This window comes from Streptomyces sp. GS7 (assembly GCF_009834125.1).
GTDB lineage: Bacteria > Actinomycetota > Actinomycetes > Streptomycetales > Streptomycetaceae > Streptomyces.
Genome location: NZ_CP047146.1, coordinates 8,743,428 through 8,767,500, shown reverse-complemented (window position 1 = coordinate 8,767,500; position 24,073 = coordinate 8,743,428). Strand labels below are relative to the sequence as shown.

Below are 24,073 nucleotides of genomic sequence, written 5' to 3'. Positions count from 1 at the left end.
CGCGTGCCAAGGGTTTTCGAAAAATTCCTCACGGAGAGTGACTGGTGTGGGTCGACTACCCGCGGTGCCGGGCGGTGTCCGGGAGGAAGGGCAGCAGCACCGAGATCAGCACGGCCAGCGCGGCGTTGAACGCGACGGCGAGTGCCAGCGCATGGCCGTAGGCGGCGGTGTCGTGGTGCGGGGCGGTGCCGAGAGTGCCGTAGAAGAGCACGCCGATGAGCGCGACCCCGACCGCGCCGCCGACCTGCTGCCCGGTGGACAGCACCCCGGAGGCCATGCCCACCTCCTGCGGAAGGACGTTGGCGAGCACCGCGTTGAGCAGCGGGGTGACCAGCAGGCCGTTGCCGGCACCGACCAGGAGCAGCGAGGGGGTCAGTTCCGCGGACGTGAGCGTGGGGCCGGCGGCGGAGGCCACGACGATGGTGGCGAGGAAGCCCAGGCCGCCGATCAGGGCGCCGGCCTGGAGGACGCGGCGGCCGAAGCGGGCGAGTCGCCCGGCGAGCAGGCTGGCGGCGAAGAAGACCACGGCGAACGGCGTATAGGCCAGGCCGGCGCCGAGCGGGCCCTTCCCCAGGCCGTCCTGGAGGGTGAGGGACAGGATGAGGAAGAAGGAGTTGATGCCCGCGTAGACGAGCAGGACCAGCGTCATGCCGATCGCGAAGGGGCGCTCGCGAAGCAGCCGCAGCCGCACGAGCGGGTCGCCGCCCGAGGCGTCCACCCGCCGTTCCACCAGCGCGAACACGGCGAACGCCAGCACGCTCGCGGCCAGGCTGAGCCAGGTCCACAGCGGCCAGCCGGACGAGCGCCCCTCCACCAGCGGGACGACGAGGAGCACCAGGGCGAGCGTGAGCACGGCGGCGCCGCGCAGGTCCAGGCGGCGGGCCTCCGGGGCGCGCGACTCGGGGACGTAGCGCGCGGCGAGCAGCAGGGTGACCACGCCGACGGGCACGTTGACCCAGAAGACCGGTCGCCAGGAGGAGCCGAAGAGGTCGGCGGAGATCAGGACGCCGCCGAGCAACTGCCCGGCGATGGTGGCCATTCCGATGACCGCGCCTAGCGCGCCGAACGCCTTGGGGCGCCGCTCCGCCGGGAGCAGCACCTGGATCATCGCGAAAACCTGCGGGAACATCGCCGCCGCGCTCAATCCCTGGACGAGCCGGGCGGCGATCAGGGTGCCCGAGTCGGGGGCCAGGGCGCAGCCCACGGAGGACACGGTGAAGAGCCCCATACCGAGCAGGAACACGCGCTTGCGGCCGAACCGGTCGCCGAGGCGGGCCACGGTGATCAGGGCGACGGCGTAGGTGAGTTGGTAGCCGGCGAGGATCAGCTGGATGTCGGCGGCGGTGGAGTGCAGGTCCGCCTGGATGGCCGGCGCGGCGACCAGCACGATGAAGGTGTCGAGGACCGCCATGAAGGCGCCGGCGAGGACGATGGCGAGGGCCCGTCCGGGGGCCGCAGGGGCCCGCCGCCCGGCGTGCCGGCCCCACTTCGCCCCTGAGGGCTGCGCCGCCGTACCCGACGGGCGAGTTGTCTGTGTCATGCCGCAACGATCAAACAGCCCCGAACAGACATACAGAGACCGATTATGCTGGTGTTTCCGCTACCCCCACCGGTAGCCGCCGCACCGGGAGAGCCGATGACCGACCAGGACCGGCGGCGCGTCCTCGCGGATTTCCTGCGCTCGCGCCGGGAGCGGATCACGCCCCAGGACGCGGGCATCGTGGCCGGACCCCGGCGCCGTACGCCAGGGCTGCGGCGCGAGGAGGTCGCCCAGCTCTCCGGTGTCAGTGTGACCTGGTACACCTGGCTGGAGCAGGCGCGCGACATCAGCGTGAGCAGACAGGTCCTGACGAGCCTGGCGCGAGCCATGATGCTCAGCTCGGTCGAACGGCGGCATCTGTTCGCGCTGGCCGGGGAGCGGCCCCCGGAGCAGCCGCCGGTCCGCAGCCCCGGTCCCGCGTTGCAGCGGCTGGTGGACGCGCTCGCTCCGCATCCGGCGTATCTGCTCGACGCCAACTGGGACCTCGTGGGCTGGAACAGCGCCGAGGCCGGGCTGATCGGCGACCCCGGGGAACTGGCGCCGGACGAACGCAATCTGCTGTGGCTGGTCTTCACGGACCCGGCGATGCGGACGCTGCTGGCCGACTGGGAGGGGCAGGCGCGGGATCTGGTCGCCCAGTTCCGGGCCGATGCGCGCGAGCGGTTCGACGATCCGCGATTCGACCGGCTCACCCGGGAACTCCGGCGGGTGAGCCGGGAGTTCAGTGAGTGGTGGCAGGCACACGACCTCGCGGACTTCGGCACCAGCCGCCGGGTGTTCCGGCATCCGCGGGTCGGGTCGCTGACATTCGACTATGTGAAGCTGGCGGCACTGGACGCGCCGGGCGTGAAGTTGTTCGTGTGCATGCCGACGGACGAGGAGACGCGGGGCAAGCTGCCCGCCCTCGCCACGGCCTTGAAGAACGTGTAGTGGAAGCTGCCGCCCGGCTCCGCGGCGCGCCGCAGGTCGGTGATGCCGCGGTCCCAGTCGGCGGGCGTGGTGAGACCGGCGGCGAGTGCCTCGTCCCGGACGGACTCGACCATGGCGACAAAGGTCTTGCGGGTGAAGCCGTCGGCGAGCGCGGGGCGTTGGGCGTCGGCGTAGACGGTACGGGGGCCGACGACGACATCGGCGAAGCCGGCGGCCGAGAGGAGGGGGTGCAACTGGCGGCCTATCAGGGCGTTTCCGCCGGCCGCGGACTGGAGCGCTGTCTGGTGGTCGATCACCCGGCGGGCGTACGGGCTGTCCGGGTGGAAGACGACCGAACCGTGGTCGCCCTCGATGGCAGTGAGGGTGCCACCGGGCCGCAGGACACGGCGGAGTTCGGTCAGGGCGCGTAGGGGGTCGGTCAGATGCTCCAGTACGAAGCAGAGGAAGAGGTGGTCGAAGGAGGCGTCGGAGAACGGGAGTCGGTGCAGGTCGGCCCGGTGCCAGCGCACGTCCGCGACGGCTTCCGGAGCGTGCGCGGCCAAGTGCGCACGGGCCTGGGCGAGGGACGCCGCGGAGCGGTCGATCGCGACGATCCGGGCGCCCGGACTGCTGCTGACCAGGTGGACGGTCTGCGCGCCGACGCCACAGCCGACCTCCAGGACGCGGCTGCCCGCCGGATACGCCGTACCGGCGTGCAGCAGCGCGGCCAACGTGTCGGCCTGATCGCCGAGGCGCCGGGCTTCCCGGGGGGAGTAGCCGTGGACGTAGGCGGGGGTGGGGGGAGGGGCGGAGACAGAGGCGGAGGCGGAGGCGGAGGCGTAGGCAGGAGGTTGGGGCGCGGAGTGGGGTGGGGTGAGAGGCCGGGTTTCGCCTCCGGTGTGTGCCGGTGTCCGGGCGAGGGGGCGGGAGCGGGGGCCGGTCTCGCCGAGGGCGGGACGGAAGGTGTCCTGGGAGGCGTTGCTGTGGGCTTCGGCTCGGGCGTTCATGGGATAACGGTGACGGGGGAATGGTTCGGTGGAAAGGTCCAATGAAGGAGCAGTTGAGGGGTCCATTAGCTCGTCGAGCTCGTCGAGCTCGTCCGCCGCTGGCGCGGGGAGCGCGGCGGACCCTGGGGCGGACGTCTCGTCGGCTTCCGGGGCGGATGTCTCGTCGGACCCCGGGGCGGGAGCCTCCTCGGCTGCTAGGCCGGGCAGGGCGTCTGGCAGGCCGTCGGACAGGGCGTCGGTTCGCGGTGCGGCTGTGTCGTCCGCTCCCGGGTCGGACTTTCTTCAGCTGAGGGTGGCGGATGCGCCCGCGGGCGGGCTGTCCGACTGGCTGGCCGGGGAGTTGCGGCGGGCGATATCAGACGGCCGTCTGCCGGTGGGGAGCAGGCTGCCCGCCACCCGCGTGCTGGCTGCCGAGCTGCGGGTGTCGCGCGGGGTGGTCACCGAGGCGTATCAGCGGATCCGGGAGGACGGGCAGGTCGCCGGGCGCGGGCGGGGCGGAACGGTCGTGGTGGCGGCGCCGGTGACGGGTGCGGGTGCGGGGGCGGTACAGAGGACGGGGACGGTGACGGGGACGGTGACGGGGATGCCTTCTCCGTATGGCCCCGGCACCGGTTGCGGCCCCGGTCGCGCCGACGGCCCCGATTGTGCCGACGGACGTGACCGCGCTCCTGACCACGATGGCGTTCACGGCCGCGATGGCGTTCACGGCCGCGATGGCGCTCCCGGCCGCGATGGTGCTCCCCGCCCCGCCCCGGTTCCCGCAACGAGTTCCGCCCGCCGTCCCGTTCGCTCCCCCAGGGCGCTCTTCTCCTCCCCGCCCGGTGCCGACGTCTTCGACGCGCTGCGGGCGGCGCCCGCGCGGATCGACCTCTCGCCCGGGGTGCCGGACCTGGCATCGTTCCCGCGCGCGTCCTGGCTGCGCGCCGAACGCGCCGTGCTCGGCGACCTCCCGTCGGCGGGCTTCGGCTACGGGGATCCCCGGGGCGCCCCGGAGCTGCGAGTGGCCGTCGCCACCTGGCTGGCCCGTAACCGCGGTATCCGGGTGGATCCCCGCGAGGTGCTGATCGTCGCCGGTACCGCGCAGGCGCTCGGCCTGGTCGCCCAGGTGCTGCACCGCGACGGTATCGAGGAGGTCGCGGTGGAGGACCCTGGTTCGCTCGGCGCCCGCCAGCATCTCCGGTACTGGGGGATGGCGACCCCGCCCGTCCCGGTGGACGAGGACGGCATACGGGTCGAGGCCCTGCGGGCGAGCGGCGCGCGGGCCGTACTGCTCACTCCGGCGCACCAGTTCCCGACCGGGGTGGTGCTCGGCGGCCGGCGCCGCCGCGACCTGATGCGCTGGGCGACGGCCGGCGGCCTGGTCATCGAGGACGACTACGACGCCGAGCACCGCTACGACCGCCCGCCGGTTCCCGCGCTGCGCTCCCTGCTGCCCGAGCAGGTCTGCTACACCGGGAGCGTGTCCAAGCTGCTCGCGCCCGCCCTACGGGTGGGCTGGGTGCTGGCGCCGCCGGCGTACCGGGAGGCGCTGGTGGACGCCAAGCGGTTCGCGGACCTCGGCAACGCGGTGCTGCCGCAGCTGGTGCTGGCCCAGTTGATGGAGTCGGGTGAACTGGAGCGCCGGTTGCGACAGTTGAGGCGACGGCATCGGCTCCGGCGGGACGCGCTGATCGACGCCCTCCGCGACCGTCTGCCGGGCGCGACCGTGCACGGTGCCGCGGCCGGTCTCCATCTGACGATCACCTTCCCGCCCGATGCCCCACCGGACACCGAGCTGGCCGCCGCCGCCCTCGCCCGCGGCGTCAAGGTCCAGCCGCTGTCCTGGCACACCCAACGCCCCTACGGGCGCCCCGGTTTGGTCCTCGGTTACGCGGCGCGTACGCCGGGGGAGCTGACGGAGGGCGTCGCCCTACTGGGCGCTGCGCTGCGCGAGACCCAGGGCGGGCCGGCGCGCGACGCGTGCGTACGTGGTGGTGGGGGCGACGGGCGGCGCGACCGCTGACCTGCCACTGCCCGACGCCCGTCAGTGGACTGGGAGCGACGGCCGGTCGGGCCCCCGCTCCGCTTCCGGGCGCGGGCCCAGGACGCGCCGTTCCGCTTCCGTGATCGGGACGTCGTGGATCCCCGCCTCCCGGCGGCGCATCAGCCCCGCCTCGTCGAACTCCCACAGCTCGTTGCCGTAACTCCGCCACCACTGCCCGCTCGCGTCCCGGCACTCGTACTGGAACCGCACCGCGATCCGGTTCCCCGAGTACGACCAGAGCTCCTTGCGCAGTGCGTAGTCCAGCTCGCGGGCCCACTTCCGGCGCAGGAACTCCACGATCTCGGTGCGGCCGACGAGGAAGGTGTCCCGGTTCCGCCAGACCGAGTCCTCGGTGTAGGCGAGGGCGACACGCTCGGGATCGCGGGTGTTCCAGGCGTCCTCGGCGGCCTGGACCTTATGGCGCGCGGACTCCTCGTCGAACGGCGGGAAGGGGGGACGCGGCTGTGTCACAGCTGTCATCGGGGCCTCCTGTCGGTGTGCATGCTGCTGCCGCCACCGGAGATCACACTGGCGAGAACGACCGTTCTCCGGCGCGTCGGCTAGTGTAGAGAACGAACGTTCTCCCGGGAAGGCGGGCCACCGTGACGGACCACGACGACGTACGGACGCGGATACTCGGCGCCGCGGAGAAGCTCTTCTACGCACGCGGCATCCAGGCCGTCGGTATGGACGAACTCCGCACCGCCGCCGGTGTCTCCCTCAAGCGCCTCTACGGCACCTTCCCCGCCAAGCACGACCTCGTCGAGGCGTATCTGCGCCGTCGCGACGAACGCTGGCGCGCCTCCCTCGCCGCCTACGTGGACGCGCACTCCGGCACCGGCGCCCCTGGGGCCGCACCCCTCGCGGTCTTCGACTGGCTGGAGACGTGGTTCGCCGCACCGGACTTCCGCGGCTGCGCCTTCGTCAACGCGTACGGCGAACTGGGCGCCACGTCGGAGGGCATCGGCCGGGCCGCCCGCGAGCACAAGCTGGCCCTGCGCGCCTATCTGGCCGACCTGGTGCGGCCGTTGACCGCCGCTACCGCTACCGCTACCGCTACCGCTACCGCTACCGCTACCGCTACCGCTGCCTCCGACGACGGCGACGCCGGGTCCGCCGTGCTCGCCGGCCAGTTGGCGCTGCTGATCGATGGCGCGATCGCCGCCGCCGCGGTCACGGGCGACCCGGCCGCCGCCCGTACCGCTCGCGCGGCGGCCGAGGCGCTGCTGCGGGGAGCTGAGGGCGAGCACACGGGCGCCTGAATTCCCGGGTCCGTGTGCGACGCAACAGCCTTCTCCCATTGCGATGTTGTCCCTCCCGTCCTGATCGTCGCGCAATGATTGAAAATAAAATTGAAAATAAAAAGGCTCTCCAGTCGGTTTGTTCGGGTCGACTCCCATCGGCGTTGTCAGTGCCGTGTGTCAAAGTGGGTCCGGTAGCGAGCTGAACGAACAACGGGGGAGGGGTCTCGCCATGCCGTTGGCGGACGAGGTAGCGGCGTTCCATGAGGGGGAGCCGAATCCAGCCGCGCTGGTCGGTGAATTCCGCCGTGCGCAGGTGATACTCCCGGTCGCCAATGACTCCTTCCTCTCAGCGGAGTTGGACGGAATCCGCTGGCTCTATGCCTTCACGGACGAGGGCGCGTTGTCCCGTTTTGCTGCAGCCCGCGGAAGTGAGCCGGGGGCGGAGTGGCAGTACGTCACCACGGCCGGCGCGCGCGTCCTCGACGTGCTGATACCTGCCGTCGGCGGGCCGGCGGGGGTGGCGCTCGACGCGGGCAGCGAGCAGGGAATGCTCTTCCCGCCGGTATCCGGAATCGTCCCCGACGGCGTGGCTGTGGACGTGGACGCGGACGTAGACGAGGCCGTGGACGTGACGCCGGGGGCAGGTGTCGTCATGTCCACGGATATTTCTGGCGCAACGCCCAGAGGGGTGGCGTAAATGGGGCTCATAGGGGGCGACGGATACAACGTCGAACCGGAGGCATTCGAGGAGCTCACCAAGGGCATAAAAGCCGCGACGAGCGAGCTGAAGGAACTGGGCTTCGATATCGAGGCCCAACTGGGACGCGGTTTCGGCACGTTGTCCATGGATGCCATGGAATGCGGTGACGACGGCCTGGCATCGGTCTTCTCGTCGTTCTGCGACCGCTGGGGCTGGGGCGTCTACAACCTGATGCAGGACGCCAACCAATTCTCCAAGAAGCTGGGCATCACGGCCGGTCTCTACTACGAGCAGGAGCAGTACGCCTCGGATGTCCTCAAGGAGGGTGTGAACGCCGCATGGGGCGACCCGACGATGACGGCCGAGCAGCTGCACAAGACCTCCTGGAGCGATGTGGCCGATCCGCGTAAGCAGTTCGAGGGCGCGGACTGGGACCCGACATCCAAGGAGTCTGTGAAGAAGCAACAGCAGGTGGCGGAGCAGGCCAAGTCGTTTGCCCACGACGTGACATCGATCCCCGATCGTCTCACCAACGGCGGCAAGGACCCGTCCGAGACCACGGCGAAGATGCAGGGGCCGGATCAGGCAGGCGGGGGTGGCGGCAAGTGAGCATGTTCGGTGATGCCGTCAACGCGATCGGCGACGGGGCGAGCAAGCTCACGGACGCCGTCGAACGCGGCGCGGGCGAGGTCGTCGAGTTCGGCGCGGACAAACTGGGTGACGGACTGCAGGCGGTGGGCGCGGACGGCGCGGCTGACGCCGTCCGCTCGGCCGGCGACAAGGCCGCCGGGGCGCTGGGCGCCCATGTCGGCGAGCGGCAGCTGGGCGAGACCGACGACCCCAAGGAGCTGATCCACGGCAATGTCGAGAAGCTCAACGAGACCGCGTCGCACCTTAAGGACTTCGCCGCGGCGTTCAACCGCGTCGCCGACGGGATGCGCAAGCTGGGCTCCGGCCAGCACTGGAGCGGCAAGGCGGCCGACGCGTTCCGTGAGGCGTTCGACATGCATCCCAAGCAGTGGATGTACGCCGCCGATGCCTGCGACGACGCGTACAAGGCGATGCACGCGTACGCGGAGACGGTGACCTGGGCGCAGAGCAAGGCCGTCGACGCGATCGAGAAGTACGCGCAGGCCAAGCGGGATTCCGAGCATGCGCTCAGCGCGTGGAAGGCGAAGGTCGAGGCGTACGTAGCGGCGGGCGAGAGCTACAACGCCGCGGTGAGGCAGGGCGCGGATCCCGGCCCGCAGCCCACCCCGCCCGCCGACTACGTGGATCCGGGTACCGAGGGCCGTGAGGCGGCCCAGGACATGCTCAAGAACGCCCGCAGCCAGCGCGACGAAGCCGCCGAGCGGGCCCGCAACGCCATCAAGGGCACCCTGGCCCATGCCCCGGACAAGCCGCAGCTGACCGACCTGGCGAGCGCGGGCCTGAAGGACGCCGGCAAGGCGTTCGTCATCGAGAACATGCATCTGGCCGGCGGGGCGGTGAAAGCAGCCGCCGACACCGTCAAACTGGCCCGCACCGTCAACCCCATGGACCCCTACAACATCGCCCACCCTTGGCAGTTCGCCGGCAACGTCTCCACCACCCTCCTCGGACTGGCACAGATGCCGCTCCACCCCGCCGAACTCGCCAAGGGCATGCTCGGCTCTGGCTGGGGCAGCGACCCGATCGACGCGACCGGCGCCCTGATCCTCAATGCCATCGGTGGCAAAGGGGCGGGCGGGCTGGCCAAGGGGGCGGCGAGGGCCGGGGCCAAGGACGCTGCCGAGAGCGCGGCGCGCACTGCCGCCAAGGAGGGCGGCAAGCGGACGATTCGAGACCGGTTGCGCACCGGGTGGTGCAAGACCTTTGGCAGCGACCCCATCGACATGGCCACCGGCCGCATGATCCTGCCGCAGACCGACATCACCCTCCCCGGCAACCTCCCGCTCTCCTTCACCCGCACCTTCGAGTCCTCGTACCGCACCGGCCGCTGGTTCGGCCGTACGTGGATGAGCACCCTCGACCAGCGCCTGGAGATCGACGCCGAGGGCGTCATCGTCATCGGTGAGGAGGGCAACTTCCTCCTCTACCCGCACCCCGCGGTCGGCGTCCCCACCTTCCCCCTCGAAGGCGAGGGCGCCCCGCTAGCCCGCACCCCGGACGGCGACTACTTCCTCGTCGACCCGGCCACCGGCACCCGCCGCTACTTCACCACCCACACCGAGAACCTCGCCCTCCTCGACGAGATCTCCGACCGCCACGGCAACCACCAGACCTTCGACTACACCGAAGACGGCACCCCCACCGCCATCACCCACAGCGCCGGCTACCGCCTCCTGCTGACCACCGAGGGCGATCGCGTCACCGCCCTCCACCTGGCCGGCGCCGCCCCCGACGGCAGCGACCAACTCCTGGCCACCTACGGCTACGACGCCTTTGGCAACCTCACCACCGTCACCAAGCCGTCCTCCGACCGCCCGCTCCGCTTCACCTACGACGACGCCGGCCGCATCACCTCCTGGACAGACACCAACCACAGCAGCTACACCTACGCCTACGACGAGGCGGACCGCTGCACCTCACAGGGCGGTATCGCGGGCCACCTCCGCGCCCGCTACACCTGGGGCGACCCGGACCCCGAAACGGGCCTGCGCACCAACCGCTTCCTCAACTCCCAGGATCAGCTCACCACCTACCAGGTCAACGACCACCACCAGATCGTCGCGACCACCGACCCGACTGGTGCCACCACCCGCACCACCCGCGACGCCAAGCACAGCATCCTCTCCACCACCGACCCCCTGGGCCGCACCACCCACTTCACCTACGACGACCAGGGCCGCCCCACCACCGTCACCCTCCCCGACGGCTCCACGTCCACCACGGTCTACGACTCTCACGGCAACCCGCTCAACGTCACCGGGCCAGACGGCGCCACCTGGACCCACCGCTACGACGCCCGCGGCCATCGCGTAGCCACCACCGACCCCGCGGGTGCGACCACCACCTACACCCACGACGCCCGCGGCAACCTCGCCTCGGTCACCGACGCCCTCGGCAACACCACTCGCGTCTCCTGCGACGGGAGCGGCCTGCCTGTCTCGGTCACCGACCCCCTCGGCCACACCACTCACTACCGCCGCGACGCCTTCGGCCGCACCACCTCGGTGACGGATCCCCTCGGCGCGACCACCCACATGCTGTGGACCGTCGAAGGGAAGCTGGCCGCCCGAATAGACCCCACCGGCGCGAGGGAGGAGTGGACCTACGACGGCGAGGGAAACCGCCTCACCCACACCGACGCCGTAGGCCAGACCACTCGTTTCGAATACACCCACTTCGACCTCCTGGCCGCCCGCACCGACCCGGACGGCGTCCGCCACGAGTTCACCCACGACACCGAACTCCGCCTCACTCAGGTCACCAATCCCCAGGGCCTGACCTGGAACTACGCTTACGACGGCGCCGGGCGACTGGTCTCGGAGTCAGACTTCGACGACCGTGTCCTGAGCTACGTCCATGACGCGGCGGGCCAACTCGTCAACCGAACCAACGCACTCGGCGAGGTGACGACCTACACCCGCGACACCCTCGGACGCATCACGACCAAGGACGCCGCGGGCCTGGTCACCACCTACGCCCACGCCCCATCCGGGCACCTGCAACAGGCCGCCAACCCGGACGCGACTGTCGACTACACCCGCGATGCCCTGGGCAGGGTGCTGGCTGAGTCAATCAACGGCCGCACCATGACGTTCACTTACGACGTGCTGGGCCGTCGCATCTCCCGCACGACCCCCACCGGCCATACCACCACCTACACCTACGACGCGGCCGGCAACCGCACCGGTATGGACATCGCCGGCCACCCCCTGCAATTCCAGTACGACGCCGCGGGCCAGGAACTCACCCGCATCATCGGCGGCAGCCTGCAGCTCACCCACACCTGGGACCCCACCGGCCGCCTGGCGAGCCAGTCCCTCACCGCCGCGGCAACGGACCCCACCGGAACCGCACAAGCCGAGGTATCGCAACTCCTCCAACGGGCCTACGCCTACCGCCCGGACGGCCACCTCACGGCGATCGACGACTCCCACACCGGCCGCCGCACCTTCGACCTCGACCGCGCCGGCCGCGTAACCGCCGTCCACGCCACCGACTGGACGGAGACATACGCTTACGACGAGGCGGGCAACCAAACCCACGCCACCTGGCCCGACCGCCACCCCAACCCATCGGCAAGTGGCGAGCGTTCGTACGAGGGCACGCGCATCACTCGCGCGGGGCGTATTCGGTACGAGCATGACGGGCTGGGGCGGGTTGTCCTCCGGCAGAAGACCCGACTGTCCCGGAAACCGGGCAGCTGGCGCTACACCTGGAATGCTGAGGGCCGCCTTGCCTATGTAGCCACTCCCGATGGGGCTGCATGGCGGTATGTATATGACCCCTTCGCTCGCCGCATAGCCAAACAACGCCTAGCGGCCGACGGTCAAAAGGTTGCCGAGCAAACGGATTTCAGCTGGGACGGTCACACACTCGCAGAACAAACCACTCAAGTCATCGGCACACCAAGGGCCATCACGCTCACGTGGGACCATGGTCGACATAACCCTCTAACGCAAACTGAATGTAAATCCGCTTGGAATCCGGACTCCGCGTCCCGGGAAGTAATCGACCAACGATTCTTCGCCGTCGTTACTGACCTTGTGGGCGCGCCCTCGGAACTGGTTTCAGTTGATCGGGGTGTTGTCTCCTGGCGTAGAAAATCCACATTGTGGGGGTCGACGTCCTGGGATACAAGCGCAAGCGCGTACACGCCCATTCGCTTTCCTGGTCAGTATTTCGACCCGGAAACTGGCCTTCACTACAATTATCACCGGTACTACGATCCTCAGTCGGCCCGTTACGCCTCACCGGACCCACTCGGCCTGATCCCATCTCGCAATCCGAGCGCGTATGTTCGCAACCCTCTTGCGCGAATTGACCCGCTAGGGCTTTTCTCATGCTCGAAGAATCACACTATTTCGGAAGACCGGGTGGGGCACGTAGAGTATCGCCATGGCGAGGGGGCGCAAGAGAGGGCCATCGGGAACGGGGATGTGAACATACCCGGTGAATTTCATGACGACTTCATTTGGGATGGAGACGAGCATGCTCTCGGAGATAGGCTCGCGCATGGCGCCAATAATTCTCCTGGTGAGCGAAACCCGAACGGTCAGGGGCACATACATAGATTTGACTATGGCCGCATCGTGGGGAAAAATGGAAGGGGTGAATTGTCATCCCTGGTTGAAATTGTAATTCATGGGGACGGGGTGCATACGGCATACCCCATATGAGAGGTAAGTGGCTGGCGAATGGTGCGTACGATGCAATTTGCGTGGGCGGAAATCCGTCATGGCTGGGTCACCTTTGTCGTTTCTGGTGAGTCGGGGCGGCTTCGCGCCTCCGTGGGCGACGGAATCGATGCGCCACGACTGTTGCTGAACGCCATGAGTGCGCTGCTCAACGGTGCCGCCGCGGTCACCTTTTCCTTCGACGGTGAACCAACTGAGATTCGCTGGAATATGCAGATGATTCGAGGTGAATTGAAAGTCTCAATCTCATTGCATCCACAATGGGGGGAGGAGGAGAACGTGAAGACTCCATGGGTGGAGGAAGGTCTTCCGCTCCTGGCGCTAGCCGAAGTAATACATCGAGAGACTGAATTTCTGATTAATTCTCTCGGAGAGGAAGGGTACAGGGAGGCTTGGGCCTTGCACGGTACGCCGACTGACGCGCTAAAAGAACTCAAGTCTTCTATAGAGCGAGTTCGTGCGAACTCTGGCTGAGAGTCGCGATTCATCTTGGGTGAGCTGCCTGAACGGTACCTGGAGTGGCAGAAAGCGTCGGCGTCGCGTGTGGCGTCAGCGTGTGTGAGTGTCCGGTGACGTGACGTGTCGGCCAGCGGACTGGCGGATCAATCAGAAACGATAAATGGGGGATTTGTTGTCTGCGCACGCGCCGCCTCCGAGCGGCCCTCAGTCCTACGGTCAGTCTGGACCTGGGCCCTATGGCCCGCCCCATCATGGCTCGTACGGTCAGCCCGGCCAGGGGCCTTATGGGCCGCCGGCTCCGGTTCCCCACGGGGCGCCGCACTATCCGATGCAGCAGGCGAACGGTCAAGTGCTGTCTCAGCAGGGCGGTTTCGTCTCGACGCCGGGTGTCCCGCCGTCGGGCGGTCGGCCCGGCAATACCACGAGGGCGCGCATCATCGCTCTCATTGCGGTCGTCGTTCTCGTGGGCGGCGGGTGGCTTTTGAGCCGTGGAGAGAAGGGGCATTCCGATAAGTTCGCTGATGAAGCGAAGGTCGGTGACTGTGTGGAGAAAACGGGATCGGGTGACGCCGTGGTGCTGAAGGTCGTGAGCTGCTCCAGCAGCAAAGCGGCATACAAGGTCGCGATCCGAGCTCCCGTAGATCGTAGGTGCCCCGACGGCCTTAGCGAATATGAAGAGACACGAAGGAGCGTTGTGACGACCCGGCTGTGTCTGATGCCGGCCGGTCATTAGGGGCAGCTCCCAGGGGACTTACTGCCGCGTCGTGCTCGGCGGGTTCAGTGTGCGGACTGTCCTGCGGGGCGCACGGTTACGTCAGTCGCCTAGTTCTTCTTGTTTCCCACCGTACGGTGCGGGCAGGCGGCCGGCTCGGCTGTCGGCGATGCGGAGGACGTTGTTGAGGGCGGCCGTGGTGCGGATGAGGGTGAGGCGGAGGAGGAGGGGGCCGGCGGATTCGTTGCGGAGGGTTGTCTCGGCGTCGGTGTAGGCGCGGGAGGCGTTCCGCATCTGTTGGGCTTCCATGCGGTCGGCCTTGCGGGAGAGGTAGCCCTGGCCGTTGTCGGCGGGGTGGAGGTAGCAGGGGCGGCCGTTCCAGGTTTCCCAGGGGAGGAGGCGGAGACGCGAGCCGGGCTGTTGGGGGTTGTCGGGGTCGTAGGGCATGGCCAGGTCGCCTCCGTCGTGGGGTGCTTTGTGCGTACAGTCATGAGTGTCGGTGACGGCAAGTAGCCTCGGAAGTACGGAGGGTGTGCCTTCGCGTACGTCACGAGGGGGTTTGCGCACATGGGCAGTACCTATGGGGACTGGCTGCGGCAGCAACGGGAGCTGGCGGGGCTTACACAGCAGCAGTTGGCAGATACGGCGATCATGACGCGTTCGCATATCGCGCACATCGAGGCGGGGCGACGGATTCCGTCCAGGGAGGATGCGCGGCGGCTGGACAACGCGCTGAACACGGGAGATGTGCTCAGCCGTTTTCGGCCGGGGGATGAGCCGACGGTCGCCGAGCGGTTCGCGGACGCGTTGGAGCTGGAGCAACAGGCCCAGATGATCTGGGAGTTCGCCAGTGCCCTGGTGCCCGGCCTGCTTCAGACGGAGCGGTACGCGCGAGCGGTGATGCGTACGGCCTTCCCGCCGTGGAGTGAGGAGGAGTGTGACAGGCTCGTTGGCACACGACTGGGACGGGCCCGGATTTTCGATGACCCGAGGACGCCGGTGGTCTGCGCGTTGCTGGACGAGGCCGTGTTACGCCGTCCGGTAGGCGGCCCGGAGGTCATGGCGGACCAGATCATGCACATCGTCCACATGGTCGAGGACGGGCGGGTGCGGGTGCACGTGTTGCCGTTCGGAGCGTGTGCGCAGCCGCTCATGCAGGGGGAGGTGAAGCTGATGTGGTTCGAGGATCAGCCGCCAGCCGCCTATTGCGTGGGAGTGTCCACCAGCCAACTCCACGACTCCGCAGCTGTCGTCACTGCGTTGCAGACCAAATACGCTCTCACGTTGGGCGACGCGCTGCCGATGCAGCAGTCCCTGGCTCTGATGAGGGCAACAGCGGAGGAGTACAGACATCATGACTGAGCGCACCATCGCGAATGCCGCCCTGCTGAGCGGTTGGCGTAAGTCGTCGTACAGCGACAGTGAGGGGGACAACTGCGTAGAGGTCCTCGACGGCCACCCCCACGCCATCCCCGTCCGGGACTCCAAGGCTCCGCGCGGGCCGGTGGTTGTCGTCCCGGCGGAGGCTTGGGTGGCGTTCGTGGGGGCCGTCAGGGGCGGCGGGTTCGCCGGCTGAGGGTCAGATGCCGTTCACCGTGGCCACCGTGAAGGGGGTCTGCGGGGTGCCCTGGCCCATGGGGCCGCCCTTGGTGAACTGGGAGCGGGTGACGTAGGTCCGGCCGCGGCTGTGGACGATGCTGGTCGGGGTCTGGAGGGACTCGTCGGTGAGGCGGCGTTCCAGGTGGGCGGTGGTGCCGTCGTCGGAGAGCCGCCAGCGGGTGAGGGTGTTGGAGCGGTTGTGGGTTGCCCAGAGGGTGCTGCCGTGGATTTCGAGGCCGTCGCCGTCGCGTAGGTCGCCGCCGCGCAGGGTGACTTGGCGTATCGCGCCCGAGGCGATGTCGACGCGGTAGAGGGTGCCGGCGGTCATGTCGACGGTGAGGAGATAGCGGCCTGAGGGGGCGGCTGCGATGCCGTTGAGGGTGTACACGGCGGTCGGGTCCTTGGGGAGGGCGCTGGACAGGTCGTAGGCCGGGGCCAGCGCGCCGCGGTGGTCGTGGGTGGTGGCGGCGCGGGCCAGTTGGTGGGGCGTGACGCGGTAGATGATGCCGCGGGAGCTGTCGGTGAGATAGGCGGTGCCGTCCGGGGTGATGGCCAGGTCGTTGATGAAGAATTTTGTCGTGCCCGTGGCGTCGAAGCGGGCTATGAGGTGGCGGGTGTGGAGGTCGTAGACGGCCACGCCGGTGGTGGAGTTGATGACCCAGAGGCGGCCGGAGCGGTCGACCTTGACGCCGTTGGCGGTGGTGCGGCCGTCGGTACCTGAGGGCAGGAATACCTGGGCGGTGTGGTGGCCGGGGGTTGCCTTGTAGATCGCGCCGGTGACGTAGGAGCTGATGTAGAGGTCGCCGGTGCGCGAGTCGGCGGTGATGCTCTCGGGGTAGGCGCGGTCGCCGGGGAGGGCGAAGGCGGTGGAGATCGGGGGGTGGGGGTGGAGGGGGTGGAGGGGTGCCAGTGCCGTGTTCCTGGTCGCTGAGGAGGTTGTGGCCGGCGTCGCGTGGGCGGTTGCCGTGAGGGGGACGGTGATGGCGGCCACGGCCAGGGCGGCCGTTGCCAGGGTGCGGTGCCGGAGCGAGGGAATGTGTCGGGACATGGGTGGGTGCCTCCCCGTTGTCGGATGCCTGAGGGCGGTGTGGCCCGTGGGCGATCTCATGCCTGCGAACGTAGGTTAGAGTTCTAATTGTCGTCAAGGTGTTAATGAGTGTTTGGGTTCGCATGGATGGGTGAGAGGCTTGTCTGGTATACGGCCGTTACGATGCGGAGATGACGACGTCGATGCCCGCGTCCGAGCGGCTTGGTTCCCACATCAAGCGCGCCGAGCAGGCCCTGAACAGTGCCAAGCACGCGGCGTTGAAGCCTGCCGGGCTGACCGTCCCGCAGTACGCGGCGCTGCTCTACAGCTCCGAGCAGCCCGGCATTTCGGCCGCCGCGCTGGCGCGCGCGTGCCGGGTGACGCCGCCGACCATGAACACGGTGCTGAAGAACCTCCAGGAGCGCGGTCTCATCGAGCGCACCCCGCACGAGTGGCACAAGAACGTGCTGGAGATCCGGCTCACGGACGAGGGCCGGGCCGTGATGGCGAAGGCGGACGCGCGGGCGGTGCGGGTGGAGCGGGCGCTGGCCGCGGAGTTCACGGACGAGGAAAGGGCGGCGCTGGTCGACCTGCTCGGTCGCTGCGCCGCCCTGCTGGACTCCGTGCGTGAGGGCTAGCTCACGGGCTCTGGCTCACGGGCTCTGGCTCAAGGGCTCTGGCTCAAGGGTTGGGTCAAGGGCTAGCTCAGCTGGTGCAGTGTGCGCTTGAGGGCTGCCAGTGCGGTGCCGAGTTCGTCCACGGTGATGGTGAGGGGCGGGGCGAGGCGGATCGTGGAGCCGTGGGTGTCCTTGACGAGGACGCCCTGGTCCATGAGGCGTTCGCTGATGGTGCGGCCGGTGCCGAGGGCAGGGTCGATGTCGACGCCGGCCCACAGGCCGCGGGTGCGGAAGTCGGTGACGCCGTGGCCGAGGAGCTCGGAGAGGCCCGCGTTCAGGACCTTGCCGAGGTCGGCGGCGCGGGTCTGGAACTCGCCGGTGGCGAGGAGGTCGACGACGGCCGAACCGACCGCGGCGGCGAGGGGGTTGCCGCCGAAGGTGGAGCCGTGCTGGCCGGGGCCGAGGACGGTCATGACGTCGCGGCGGCCGACGACGGCGGAGACCGGGACGATGCCGCCGCCGAGGGCCTTGCCGAGGAGGACGATGTCCGGGACGACGTTCTCGTGCTCGACGGCCAGGGTGGTGCCGGTGCGGCCGAGGCCGGACTGGATCTCGTCGGCGATGAAGAGGCAGCCGGCTCGGGTGGTCAGCTCGCGGACACCGGTGAGGTAGCCGTCGTCGGGGATGAGGACGCCCGCCTCGCCCTGGATGGGTTCGAGGAGGACGGCTGCGGTGGTGTCGTCGATGGCGGCTTCGAGGGCGGCGAGGTCGTTGTAGGGGACGGTGCGGAAGCCGGGGGTGTAGGGGCCGAAGCCGGCGCGGGCCGTCTCGTCGTCGGAGAAGCTGATGACGGTGGTCGTGCGGCCGTGGAAGTTGCCGCTCGCGACGACGATGGTGGCCTGGTCGGCGGGGACGCCCTTGACCTCGTACGCCCATTTGCGGGCGACCTTGATGCCGCTCTCGACCGCTTCGGCGCCGGTGTTCATCGGGAGGACCATGTCCTGGCCGGTGAGCTCGGCGAGGTCCTCGGCGAAGGCGGCGAGGCGGTTGTGGTGGAAGGCGCGGGAGGTGAGCGTGAGCTGGTCGAGCTGGCGGTGCGCGGCCTCGATGAGGGCGGGGTGGCGGTGGCCGAAGTTGAGTGCCGAGTAGCCCGCCAGCATGTCGAGGTAGCGGCGGCCCTCGACGTCCTCGACCCAGACGCCCTCGGCGCGGGCGAGGACGACGGGGAGCGGGTGGTAGTTGTGCGCGAGGACCGGGGCCTCGGCCTGGATGAGGTCGTCCGAGGTGCGTCGGGTGCGGGTGGGCGCAGTGGTCATCGGATCTCCTGGGTGCAGCACTTGATGCCGCCGCCGGCCTTGTGGAACTCGGTGAGGTCGACGGGGACGGGGACATAGCCACGGGCGGTGAGCTGGTCGATGAGGCCGGTCGCCTGCGGGGCGACGAAGACATGGCGGCCGTCGGAGACGGAGTTGAGGCCGAAGGCCAGGGCGTCGTCGCGGGTGGCGAGGACGGCGTCGGGGAACAGGCGGCGCAGCACCTCGCGGCTGCCGGTGGAGAAGGCGCCGGGGTAGTAGGCGATGGTGGCGGGTCCGGGGTCGGACCCGTCGGGTTCCCCGCTCGCTTGGGTGCCGGCCCCGGTCGTGCCGTCGTCGAGGACGAAGAGGGCCGTGTCGAGGTGGTAGAAGTACGGGTCGGTCAGCTGGAGGCTGATGACCGGGATGCCGAAGTGCTCCTGGACCTCGGCGTGGGCGTCGCGGGTGGTGCGGAAGCCGGTGCCGGCGAGGAGGTAGCGGCCGGCCGGTACGAGGTCGCCCTCGCCCTCGCAGCAGGACTCCGGCTGGTAGACGTCGTAGCCGGCCGCCTTGAACCAGATCTCGTACTCCCGTGATTCCGGGCGGCGTTGCGGCGCGTGGAAGAGGGAGCCGAAGACCCGGCCGTCGACGACGAGTGCCGAGTTCGCGGCGAAGACCATGTCCGGGAGGCCGGCGGTGGGCTCCACGGTCTCGACCGTGTGGCCGTGGTCGCGGTAGGCGCGGACCAGGTTCTCCCACTGGCGGGCCGCGAGTGCGGTGTCCACCTGGGCGTCCTCGTGCATCCAGGGGTTGATGGCGTACTGGACGGCGAAGTGCGTGGGCCGGCAGAGCAGATAGCGCCGGGGGACGGCGGTGCGCGGTGCACCGGCCGGAGGGGGTGTGGGCACGGAACGGGTCCTCCGCTTCCTGTGGTGACGGACCGTGAGGGATCGTCACTGGGGCACTACACGGTAAGGATCGGTGGATTCCGGCCACAAGCGCCAAGAGCTGCGTCATGGCGCAGGATTGCTGCGCATGAGCGGCGGTTACTGCCGGTTCGCTGCGTGGTCAGGGGTGGCGGGGCGGGGTGCGCCGGCCTCCGGGCTGTCCGGGATGAGGTGGGAGAGGACCATGTAGCTGATGGTCTTGCGGATGAACGGTTCGGTCCGGATGCGTTCCAGGACCTCCTCGAAGTGCTCGACGTCGGTGGCGCGGACGTGCAGCAGGGCGTCGGCGGCGCCGGTGACGGTCATCGCGGCGGCGATCTCCGGGTGGTTGCGGACGACCTCGGCCAGCCGCCGGGGCGGGGCGGCGCTGTCGCAGTAGACCTCCACGTACGCCTCGGTGAGCCAGCCCAGTGCGGCCGGCCGGACGGTGGCGGAGAAGCCGGTGATGACGTTGTTCTCCCGCATCCGGTCGACGCGGCGTTTGACGGCGGTGGCCGACAGCCCGATGGCGGTACCGATCTCCGCGAAGCTCGCCCGGCCGTTCTCGATGAGCGCGGCGACGATCTTGCGGTCCAGTTCGTCGAACGGTGCGGCCTTGGTGCTCATGCGGCGGCCCTCCCCATCACTGTTGGTGCTCGTGGTGCTCGTGGTGCTCGTGGTGCTCGTGGTGCTCGTGGTGCTTGTAGTGCTTGTGGTGCTCATGTTGCCTGAACTGCGGTGTTGTGGGTATTGCCTGAACTGCGGTGTTGTGGGTATTACCTGTGTTGCCTGTACTGCCTGTGTTGCCCGCGTTGTCTGTGTTATCTGCGTTGCTGGGACCGGCCGTGTTGTCGGGGTGGCTTCGGTGCGTTGCCGCGTCCGCGGCCGTGACCCCGTAGCAGTGACCCCGCAGCCGTGACCCGTAGCAGCGTCCGGGAGCGGTGATCCGTAGCGGTGATCCGTGGGGTGATCTGCAGCAGTGGTCCGTAGCGGTGATCGGGCGGCTTCACGGTAGCCGCCTGTCCGGCGACGACCGATCGCAGGCACCCCTGATCACGAGCGTCCGCGATCACGAGCGCCGTGATCCAAACGCCGAAACCCCCAACTCAACCCGAACGGGTGCCAGTTCGGCGGAGGGCGACCGGAGGAGCCTAGGGCGGCGCCGCCCGGGGTAGTGCTGCCGCCGTCAAGGGGCGTGCTTCGGCGCGCCCTCGCGCCCTCCTTCCGTACATCCCGTCCGTACGGAGGGGCATCGGTATCGGGAGAGGCCACCAACGGTGACGCAGTCACAGTCACAGTCCCAGCCCACAGGGCAGCCCTTTGAACTGCCGCGGTTCTACATGCCGCACCCGGCCCGGCTGAACCCCCACCTGGAGGCGGCGCGGGCGCACTCCAAGCAGTGGGCCCGGCGGATGGAGATGCTGGAAGGCTCCGGGATCTGGGAGGAGCGGGACCTGGACTCCCATGACTACGCGCTGCTGTGCGCCTACACCCACCCGGAGTGCTCCGAGGCAGCGCTCTCCCTCGTCACCGACTGGTACGTCTGGGTCTTCTTCTTCGACGACCACTTCCTGGAGAAGTTCAAGCGCACGCTCGACCGGGAGGGCGGCAAGGCGTATCTCGACCGGCTGCCGATGTTCATGCCGATGGACCTGGCCACGCCGGTGCCCGAACCGACCAACCCGGTCGAGGCGGGGCTCGCCGACCTGTGGGCGCGCACCGTGCCGAGCATGTCGCCGGAGTGGCGGGCCCGGTTCGCCGAGAGCACCGAGCACCTGCTGAACGAATCGCTCTGGGAACTCTCCAACATCGACATCAACCGGATCCCCAACCCCGTCGAGTACATCGAGATGCGGCGGAAGGTGGGCGGTGCGCCCTGGTCGGCCGGGCTGGTCGAGTACGCGACCGGCGCCGAGATCCCGGCGGCCGTCGCCGGCACGCGGGCGCTGCGGGTGCTCAAGGACACCTTCTCCGACGCGGTGCACCTCCGCAACGACCTGTTCTCCTACCAGCGGGAGACGGAGGAGGAAGGCGAGCTGAGCAACGGCGTCCTCGTCCTGGAGACGTTCCTGGACTGCACCACGCAGGAGGCCGCGGACTCGGTCAACGAACTGATCACCTCCCGGCTCCAGCAGTTCGAGAGCACCGTCTTCACCGAACTGCCCACGCTCTTCGCGGACAAGGGCCTGGACGCGGCGTCCTGCGCCGCGGTGCTGGCGTACGCCAAGGGGCTCCAGGACTGGCAGTCCGGCGGGCACGAGTGGCACATGCGGTCCAGCCGGTACATGAACGGGGGCGGGGCGGGGGCGGCCGACCCCTGCGCGCCCTGGTCGCCGTTCGCCCTCGGAGGTCTGGGCACCTCCGCCGCCGACCTGAAGGCCGCCCTGACGACGGCTGCGGCTCTGACGACGGCCGCCGGTCGGCGCGTGCGCCGCCACACCCACACCCCCCACCAGAAGGTCGGGCCCTCCCGACTCCCCGACTTCCACATGCCGTTCAGCGCCACCTGCAGCCCGCACCTGGAGGCGTCCCGGCGCAACGTCGTCACCTGGGCGCACGCCATGGGGCTGCTGCGACCGCAGCCCGGCGTGCCGCACTCCCACATCTGGGACGAGGACGCGCTGGTCCGCTTCGACTTCGCGCTGTACGCGGCCGGCCTGCACCCGGACGCCACCCCGGAACAGCTCGACCTCGGCACCCAGTGGCTGACCTGGGGCACGTACGCGGACGACTACTACCCGGCGGTCTTCGGCCGTACCCGGGACGTCGCAGGCGCTCTCGCCACCACCAGGCGCCTCTCCGCCTTCATGCCCGTCGACGCCTCCGATCCGACCCCCGAACCGGCCAACGCCCTCGAACGCGGTCTCGCTGACCTCTGGGCCCGTACGGCGGGGCCGATGACCCCCGACGCGCGCGCCACGTTCAAGGCGACCGTCGACGAGATGACCGCGAGCTGGCTCTGGGAACTCGACAACCAGGTGCTGCACCGCATCCCGGACCCGGTCGACTACATCGAGATGCGCCGGGCCACCTCCGGCTCCGGCCTCACCATGGCCCTCGGCCGCCTCGGCCACGGCCGGACCGTTCCGCCGGAGATCTACCGCACCGGCCCGATGCGCGCCCTGGAGAACGCCGCCGCCGACTACGCCGGCCTGCTCAACGACGTCTTCTCGTACCAGAAGGAGATCGAGTACGAGGGCGAGGTGCACAACGGCATCCTCGTCGTCCAGAACTTCTTCGACGTCGACTACCCCACCGCGCTGGCCATCGTCCACGACCTGATGACCTCCCGCCTGCGCGAGTTCCAGCACGTCGCCGCCAACCAACTCCCCGTCGTCTACGACGACTTCAACCTCTCCGTCGAGGCCCGCACCGCCCTCGACGGCTACGTCACCGAACTGCAGAACCGGCTCGCCGGCACCCTCACCTGGCACCAGGACTGCCGCCGCTACCGCGAGGAGCACCTGCGGCACCGGCCCGGCACCCCGGGTTGGCGCGCCGAGCCCACGGGGCTGGGGACGTCGGCGGTGCGGCTGGCGCAGACGGTGGGGGCGGGGACGGGGACGGCGGCGACCCGGTTCGTGCCGGGGCAGGAGGCGGTGGGGTTGTTGTGGTGAAGTGGCGGCCGGTGCGCACGAGTTGTCCCCTGCCGCGCCCACGGCCTGGAGGAGGGCGCCTCTCCTGCCAGGCCGTTGCGCTATGGGGTGCGATCAGGTCAGCGCACGGTGACGATCACGTTGTGGGAGACGGCGCCGCCGGCGGTGACGCGGTAGACGGTCCGGCCCTTGTGCGCCGGCTTGATGTGCAGCTGGTACTCGCCGTGCTTCTGGACGGTGGCAGTGACCGGCAGGTTGACCCAACGGCGGTGGTCCTGCTGCTGGAGGCGGACCTTCGAGCCCGGACGGACGCCGGTCACCTTGCCGGTGATGCGGAGCTCCTGCCCGGCCCGGACGTCGCGCTTGTTCGCCGCCGCGGACACGGTGACCTTGGCGGGCTTGCCGACCTTGTGGACCGGGTGGTGGGCGGCTGCCACGAGGGTGCCGGGCGCCGGGGCGGCGACGGCCGCGGCCGTGCTCCCGGCGATGGCTGCGGTGCCGATGACGGCTGCGACGGCGAGGCGGTGAACACGCTTCATGATGTTGTCCTCAGGGGCCTTGCGGGTGCCCGGAGCGGCACCTCTCAGCAACCCCAAACTCCTCTGGAACTCCTGAAGTTGCGGGTGGGAACCCGCTTCACAGCAGACTCTTATGTTCAGAGTCCTCATGTTCAGAGTCTTGCTGTTCCTGGAGCTGACGGACATCCGTACTCGGGCCGGACCCGGTGCGGACTGCACGCGACGATGCTGACGGAGAGGAAGCGGTTGCCGGTCACCCACCAGCCGCCCACGCGGTCCTCACCTGCGGCGAGGGCCCGAACGGTCGCCTGGCGGGCGGCGGGTGGGGCGTAGGTGCCGGTGAAGAGCGCCGCATGCCGTGCGACCTGCTCCGCGTACCAGTCCGCCCCGTCCTCCGGTGTGTGGAGCGTGGCCACGATCCGCGCGGCCGGCTTCAGCAGCCAGTCGGCGCACTCCAGCGGCATGACCTGCGCCGAGCGGAACTCGGGGTGGGCGGGGCGGCGTTGGGCGTCCCCGAGCTTGATGAGGACGTCGCCGTGGCCTAGCCAGAGGTAGGCGT

The 24,073-nt window shown here is 69.4% G+C and carries 22 protein-coding genes; 12 read left to right on the top strand and 10 right to left on the bottom strand.

The features are described from left to right. Positions 1-55: 55 nt before the first annotated feature. Entirely contained in the window at positions 56-1,540 is a 1,485-nt protein-coding gene (locus GR130_RS38155; protein WP_159509075.1) for an MFS transporter, read from the bottom strand. A 96-nt stretch (positions 1,541-1,636) separates the two neighbouring features. On the opposite strand from GR130_RS38155, the gene GR130_RS38150 reads away from it, so the two are divergent. After that, complete coding sequence (locus tag GR130_RS38150) at positions 1,637-2,470, top strand: helix-turn-helix transcriptional regulator (RefSeq protein ID WP_159509073.1); 834 nt, start codon at positions 1,637-1,639, stop codon at positions 2,468-2,470. On the opposite strand, the gene GR130_RS38145 is transcribed toward GR130_RS38150, so the two are convergent. Beyond that, a complete protein-coding gene (locus GR130_RS38145) occupies positions 2,353-3,456 on the bottom strand; it encodes a methyltransferase domain-containing protein (RefSeq protein ID WP_268977951.1) in 1,104 nt (367 codons plus the stop codon). The two genes, GR130_RS38150 and GR130_RS38145, sit on opposite strands and share 118 nt — an antisense overlap. A gap of 292 nt (positions 3,457-3,748) precedes the next feature. Here GR130_RS38145 and GR130_RS38140 point away from each other — a divergent pair, with 292 nt between their 5' ends. Beyond that, positions 3,749-5,458 carry an aminotransferase-like domain-containing protein gene (locus tag GR130_RS38140; protein WP_236573855.1) on the top strand — a complete coding sequence of 570 codons (1,710 nt, stop codon included), beginning with the start codon at positions 3,749-3,751 and terminating at the stop codon, positions 5,456-5,458. Positions 5,459-5,479: 21 nt separating this feature from the next. Here GR130_RS38140 and GR130_RS38135 read toward each other — a convergent pair whose 3' ends face one another. Further along, complete coding sequence (locus tag GR130_RS38135; protein ID WP_159509071.1) at positions 5,480-5,959, bottom strand: nuclear transport factor 2 family protein; 480 nt, start codon at positions 5,957-5,959, stop codon at positions 5,480-5,482. Between the two features lie 122 nt (positions 5,960-6,081). On the opposite strand from GR130_RS38135, the gene GR130_RS38130 reads away from it, so the two are divergent. The 6 genes from GR130_RS38130 to GR130_RS42150 all read left to right on the top strand — a co-directional run bounded on the left by GR130_RS38130 (position 6,082) and on the right by GR130_RS42150 (position 13,960). After that, on the top strand, positions 6,082-6,741 hold the full coding sequence (locus GR130_RS38130; protein WP_159509069.1) for a TetR/AcrR family transcriptional regulator: 660 nt from the start codon (positions 6,082-6,084) through the stop codon (positions 6,739-6,741). A gap of 211 nt (positions 6,742-6,952) precedes the next feature. After that, positions 6,953-7,420 carry an SseB family protein gene (locus GR130_RS38125; protein WP_159509067.1) on the top strand — a complete coding sequence of 156 codons (468 nt, stop codon included), beginning with the start codon at positions 6,953-6,955 and terminating at the stop codon, positions 7,418-7,420. Further along, on the top strand, positions 7,421-8,032 hold the full coding sequence (locus tag GR130_RS38120) for a hypothetical protein (RefSeq protein WP_201305117.1): 612 nt from the start codon (positions 7,421-7,423) through the stop codon (positions 8,030-8,032). Positions 8,033-8,034: 2 nt separating this feature from the next. Next, positions 8,035-12,750: a putative T7SS-secreted protein gene (locus tag GR130_RS41485; RefSeq protein WP_268977988.1), complete on the top strand. Its 4,716-nt coding sequence runs from the start codon at positions 8,035-8,037 to the stop codon at positions 12,748-12,750. Positions 12,751-12,768: 18 nt separating this feature from the next. Beyond that, complete coding sequence (locus tag GR130_RS38110) at positions 12,769-13,242, top strand: hypothetical protein (protein ID WP_159509065.1); 474 nt, start codon at positions 12,769-12,771, stop codon at positions 13,240-13,242. 145 nt (positions 13,243-13,387) lie between these two features. Further along, on the top strand, positions 13,388-13,960 hold the full coding sequence (locus tag GR130_RS42150) for an LppU/SCO3897 family protein (RefSeq protein WP_443043741.1): 573 nt from the start codon (positions 13,388-13,390) through the stop codon (positions 13,958-13,960). An 81-nt stretch (positions 13,961-14,041) separates the two neighbouring features. Here GR130_RS42150 and GR130_RS38105 read toward each other — a convergent pair whose 3' ends face one another. Continuing rightward, the gene (locus tag GR130_RS38105) at positions 14,042-14,386 is read right to left on the bottom strand and encodes a hypothetical protein (RefSeq protein WP_159509063.1); all 345 of its coding nucleotides are present in this window, start codon (positions 14,384-14,386) and stop codon (positions 14,042-14,044) included. A gap of 120 nt (positions 14,387-14,506) precedes the next feature. Between GR130_RS38105 and GR130_RS38100 the strand changes: the two genes are divergently transcribed. Continuing rightward, positions 14,507-15,301, top strand: a complete 795-nt coding sequence (locus GR130_RS38100) for a helix-turn-helix domain-containing protein (protein ID WP_159509061.1) — start codon at positions 14,507-14,509, stop codon at positions 15,299-15,301. Next, a complete protein-coding gene (locus GR130_RS38095; protein ID WP_159509059.1) occupies positions 15,294-15,515 on the top strand; it encodes a DUF397 domain-containing protein in 222 nt (73 codons plus the stop codon). Before GR130_RS38100 ends, GR130_RS38095 begins: the two co-directional genes overlap by 8 nt. A 3-nt stretch (positions 15,516-15,518) precedes the next feature. Here GR130_RS38095 and GR130_RS38090 read toward each other — a convergent pair whose 3' ends face one another. Further along, on the bottom strand, positions 15,519-16,586 hold the full coding sequence (locus GR130_RS38090) for an SMP-30/gluconolactonase/LRE family protein (RefSeq protein WP_159509057.1): 1,068 nt from the start codon (positions 16,584-16,586) through the stop codon (positions 15,519-15,521). Between the two features lie 170 nt (positions 16,587-16,756). On the opposite strand from GR130_RS38090, the gene GR130_RS38085 reads away from it, so the two are divergent. Continuing rightward, the gene (locus GR130_RS38085; RefSeq protein WP_236573854.1) at positions 16,757-17,203 is read left to right on the top strand and encodes a MarR family winged helix-turn-helix transcriptional regulator; all 447 of its coding nucleotides are present in this window, start codon (positions 16,757-16,759) and stop codon (positions 17,201-17,203) included. Positions 17,204-17,265: 62 nt separating this feature from the next. Here the strand turns inward: GR130_RS38085 and rocD are convergent, their stop codons facing one another. From rocD to GR130_RS38070, 3 genes are all read right to left on the bottom strand, one after another. Continuing rightward, positions 17,266-18,498, bottom strand: coding sequence for an ornithine--oxo-acid transaminase (rocD, locus tag GR130_RS38080; protein ID WP_159509055.1), 1,233 nt, complete (start codon positions 18,496-18,498; stop codon positions 17,266-17,268). Then, complete coding sequence (gene ddaH, locus GR130_RS38075) at positions 18,495-19,382, bottom strand: dimethylargininase (RefSeq protein ID WP_159509053.1); 888 nt, start codon at positions 19,380-19,382, stop codon at positions 18,495-18,497. The genes rocD and ddaH overlap by 4 nt, the downstream gene beginning before the upstream one ends. A gap of 138 nt (positions 19,383-19,520) precedes the next feature. Next, positions 19,521-20,027 carry an Lrp/AsnC family transcriptional regulator gene (locus GR130_RS38070; protein WP_159509051.1) on the bottom strand — a complete coding sequence of 169 codons (507 nt, stop codon included), beginning with the start codon at positions 20,025-20,027 and terminating at the stop codon, positions 19,521-19,523. Between the two features lie 713 nt (positions 20,028-20,740). On the opposite strand from GR130_RS38070, the gene GR130_RS38065 reads away from it, so the two are divergent. After that, complete coding sequence (locus GR130_RS38065; protein WP_159510497.1) at positions 20,741-23,017, top strand: terpene synthase family protein; 2,277 nt, start codon at positions 20,741-20,743, stop codon at positions 23,015-23,017. A gap of 98 nt (positions 23,018-23,115) precedes the next feature. Here the strand turns inward: GR130_RS38065 and GR130_RS38060 are convergent, their stop codons facing one another. Both GR130_RS38060 and GR130_RS38055 read right to left on the bottom strand, forming a co-directional pair. Next, positions 23,116-23,535 (bottom strand): hypothetical protein, encoded by a 420-nt coding sequence (locus GR130_RS38060; protein WP_159509049.1) that lies wholly within the window; start codon positions 23,533-23,535, stop codon positions 23,116-23,118. A 131-nt stretch (positions 23,536-23,666) separates the two neighbouring features. Then, the gene (locus GR130_RS38055) at positions 23,667-23,978 is read right to left on the bottom strand and encodes a hypothetical protein (protein WP_236573853.1); all 312 of its coding nucleotides are present in this window, start codon (positions 23,976-23,978) and stop codon (positions 23,667-23,669) included. Positions 23,979-24,073 lie beyond the last annotated feature (95 nt).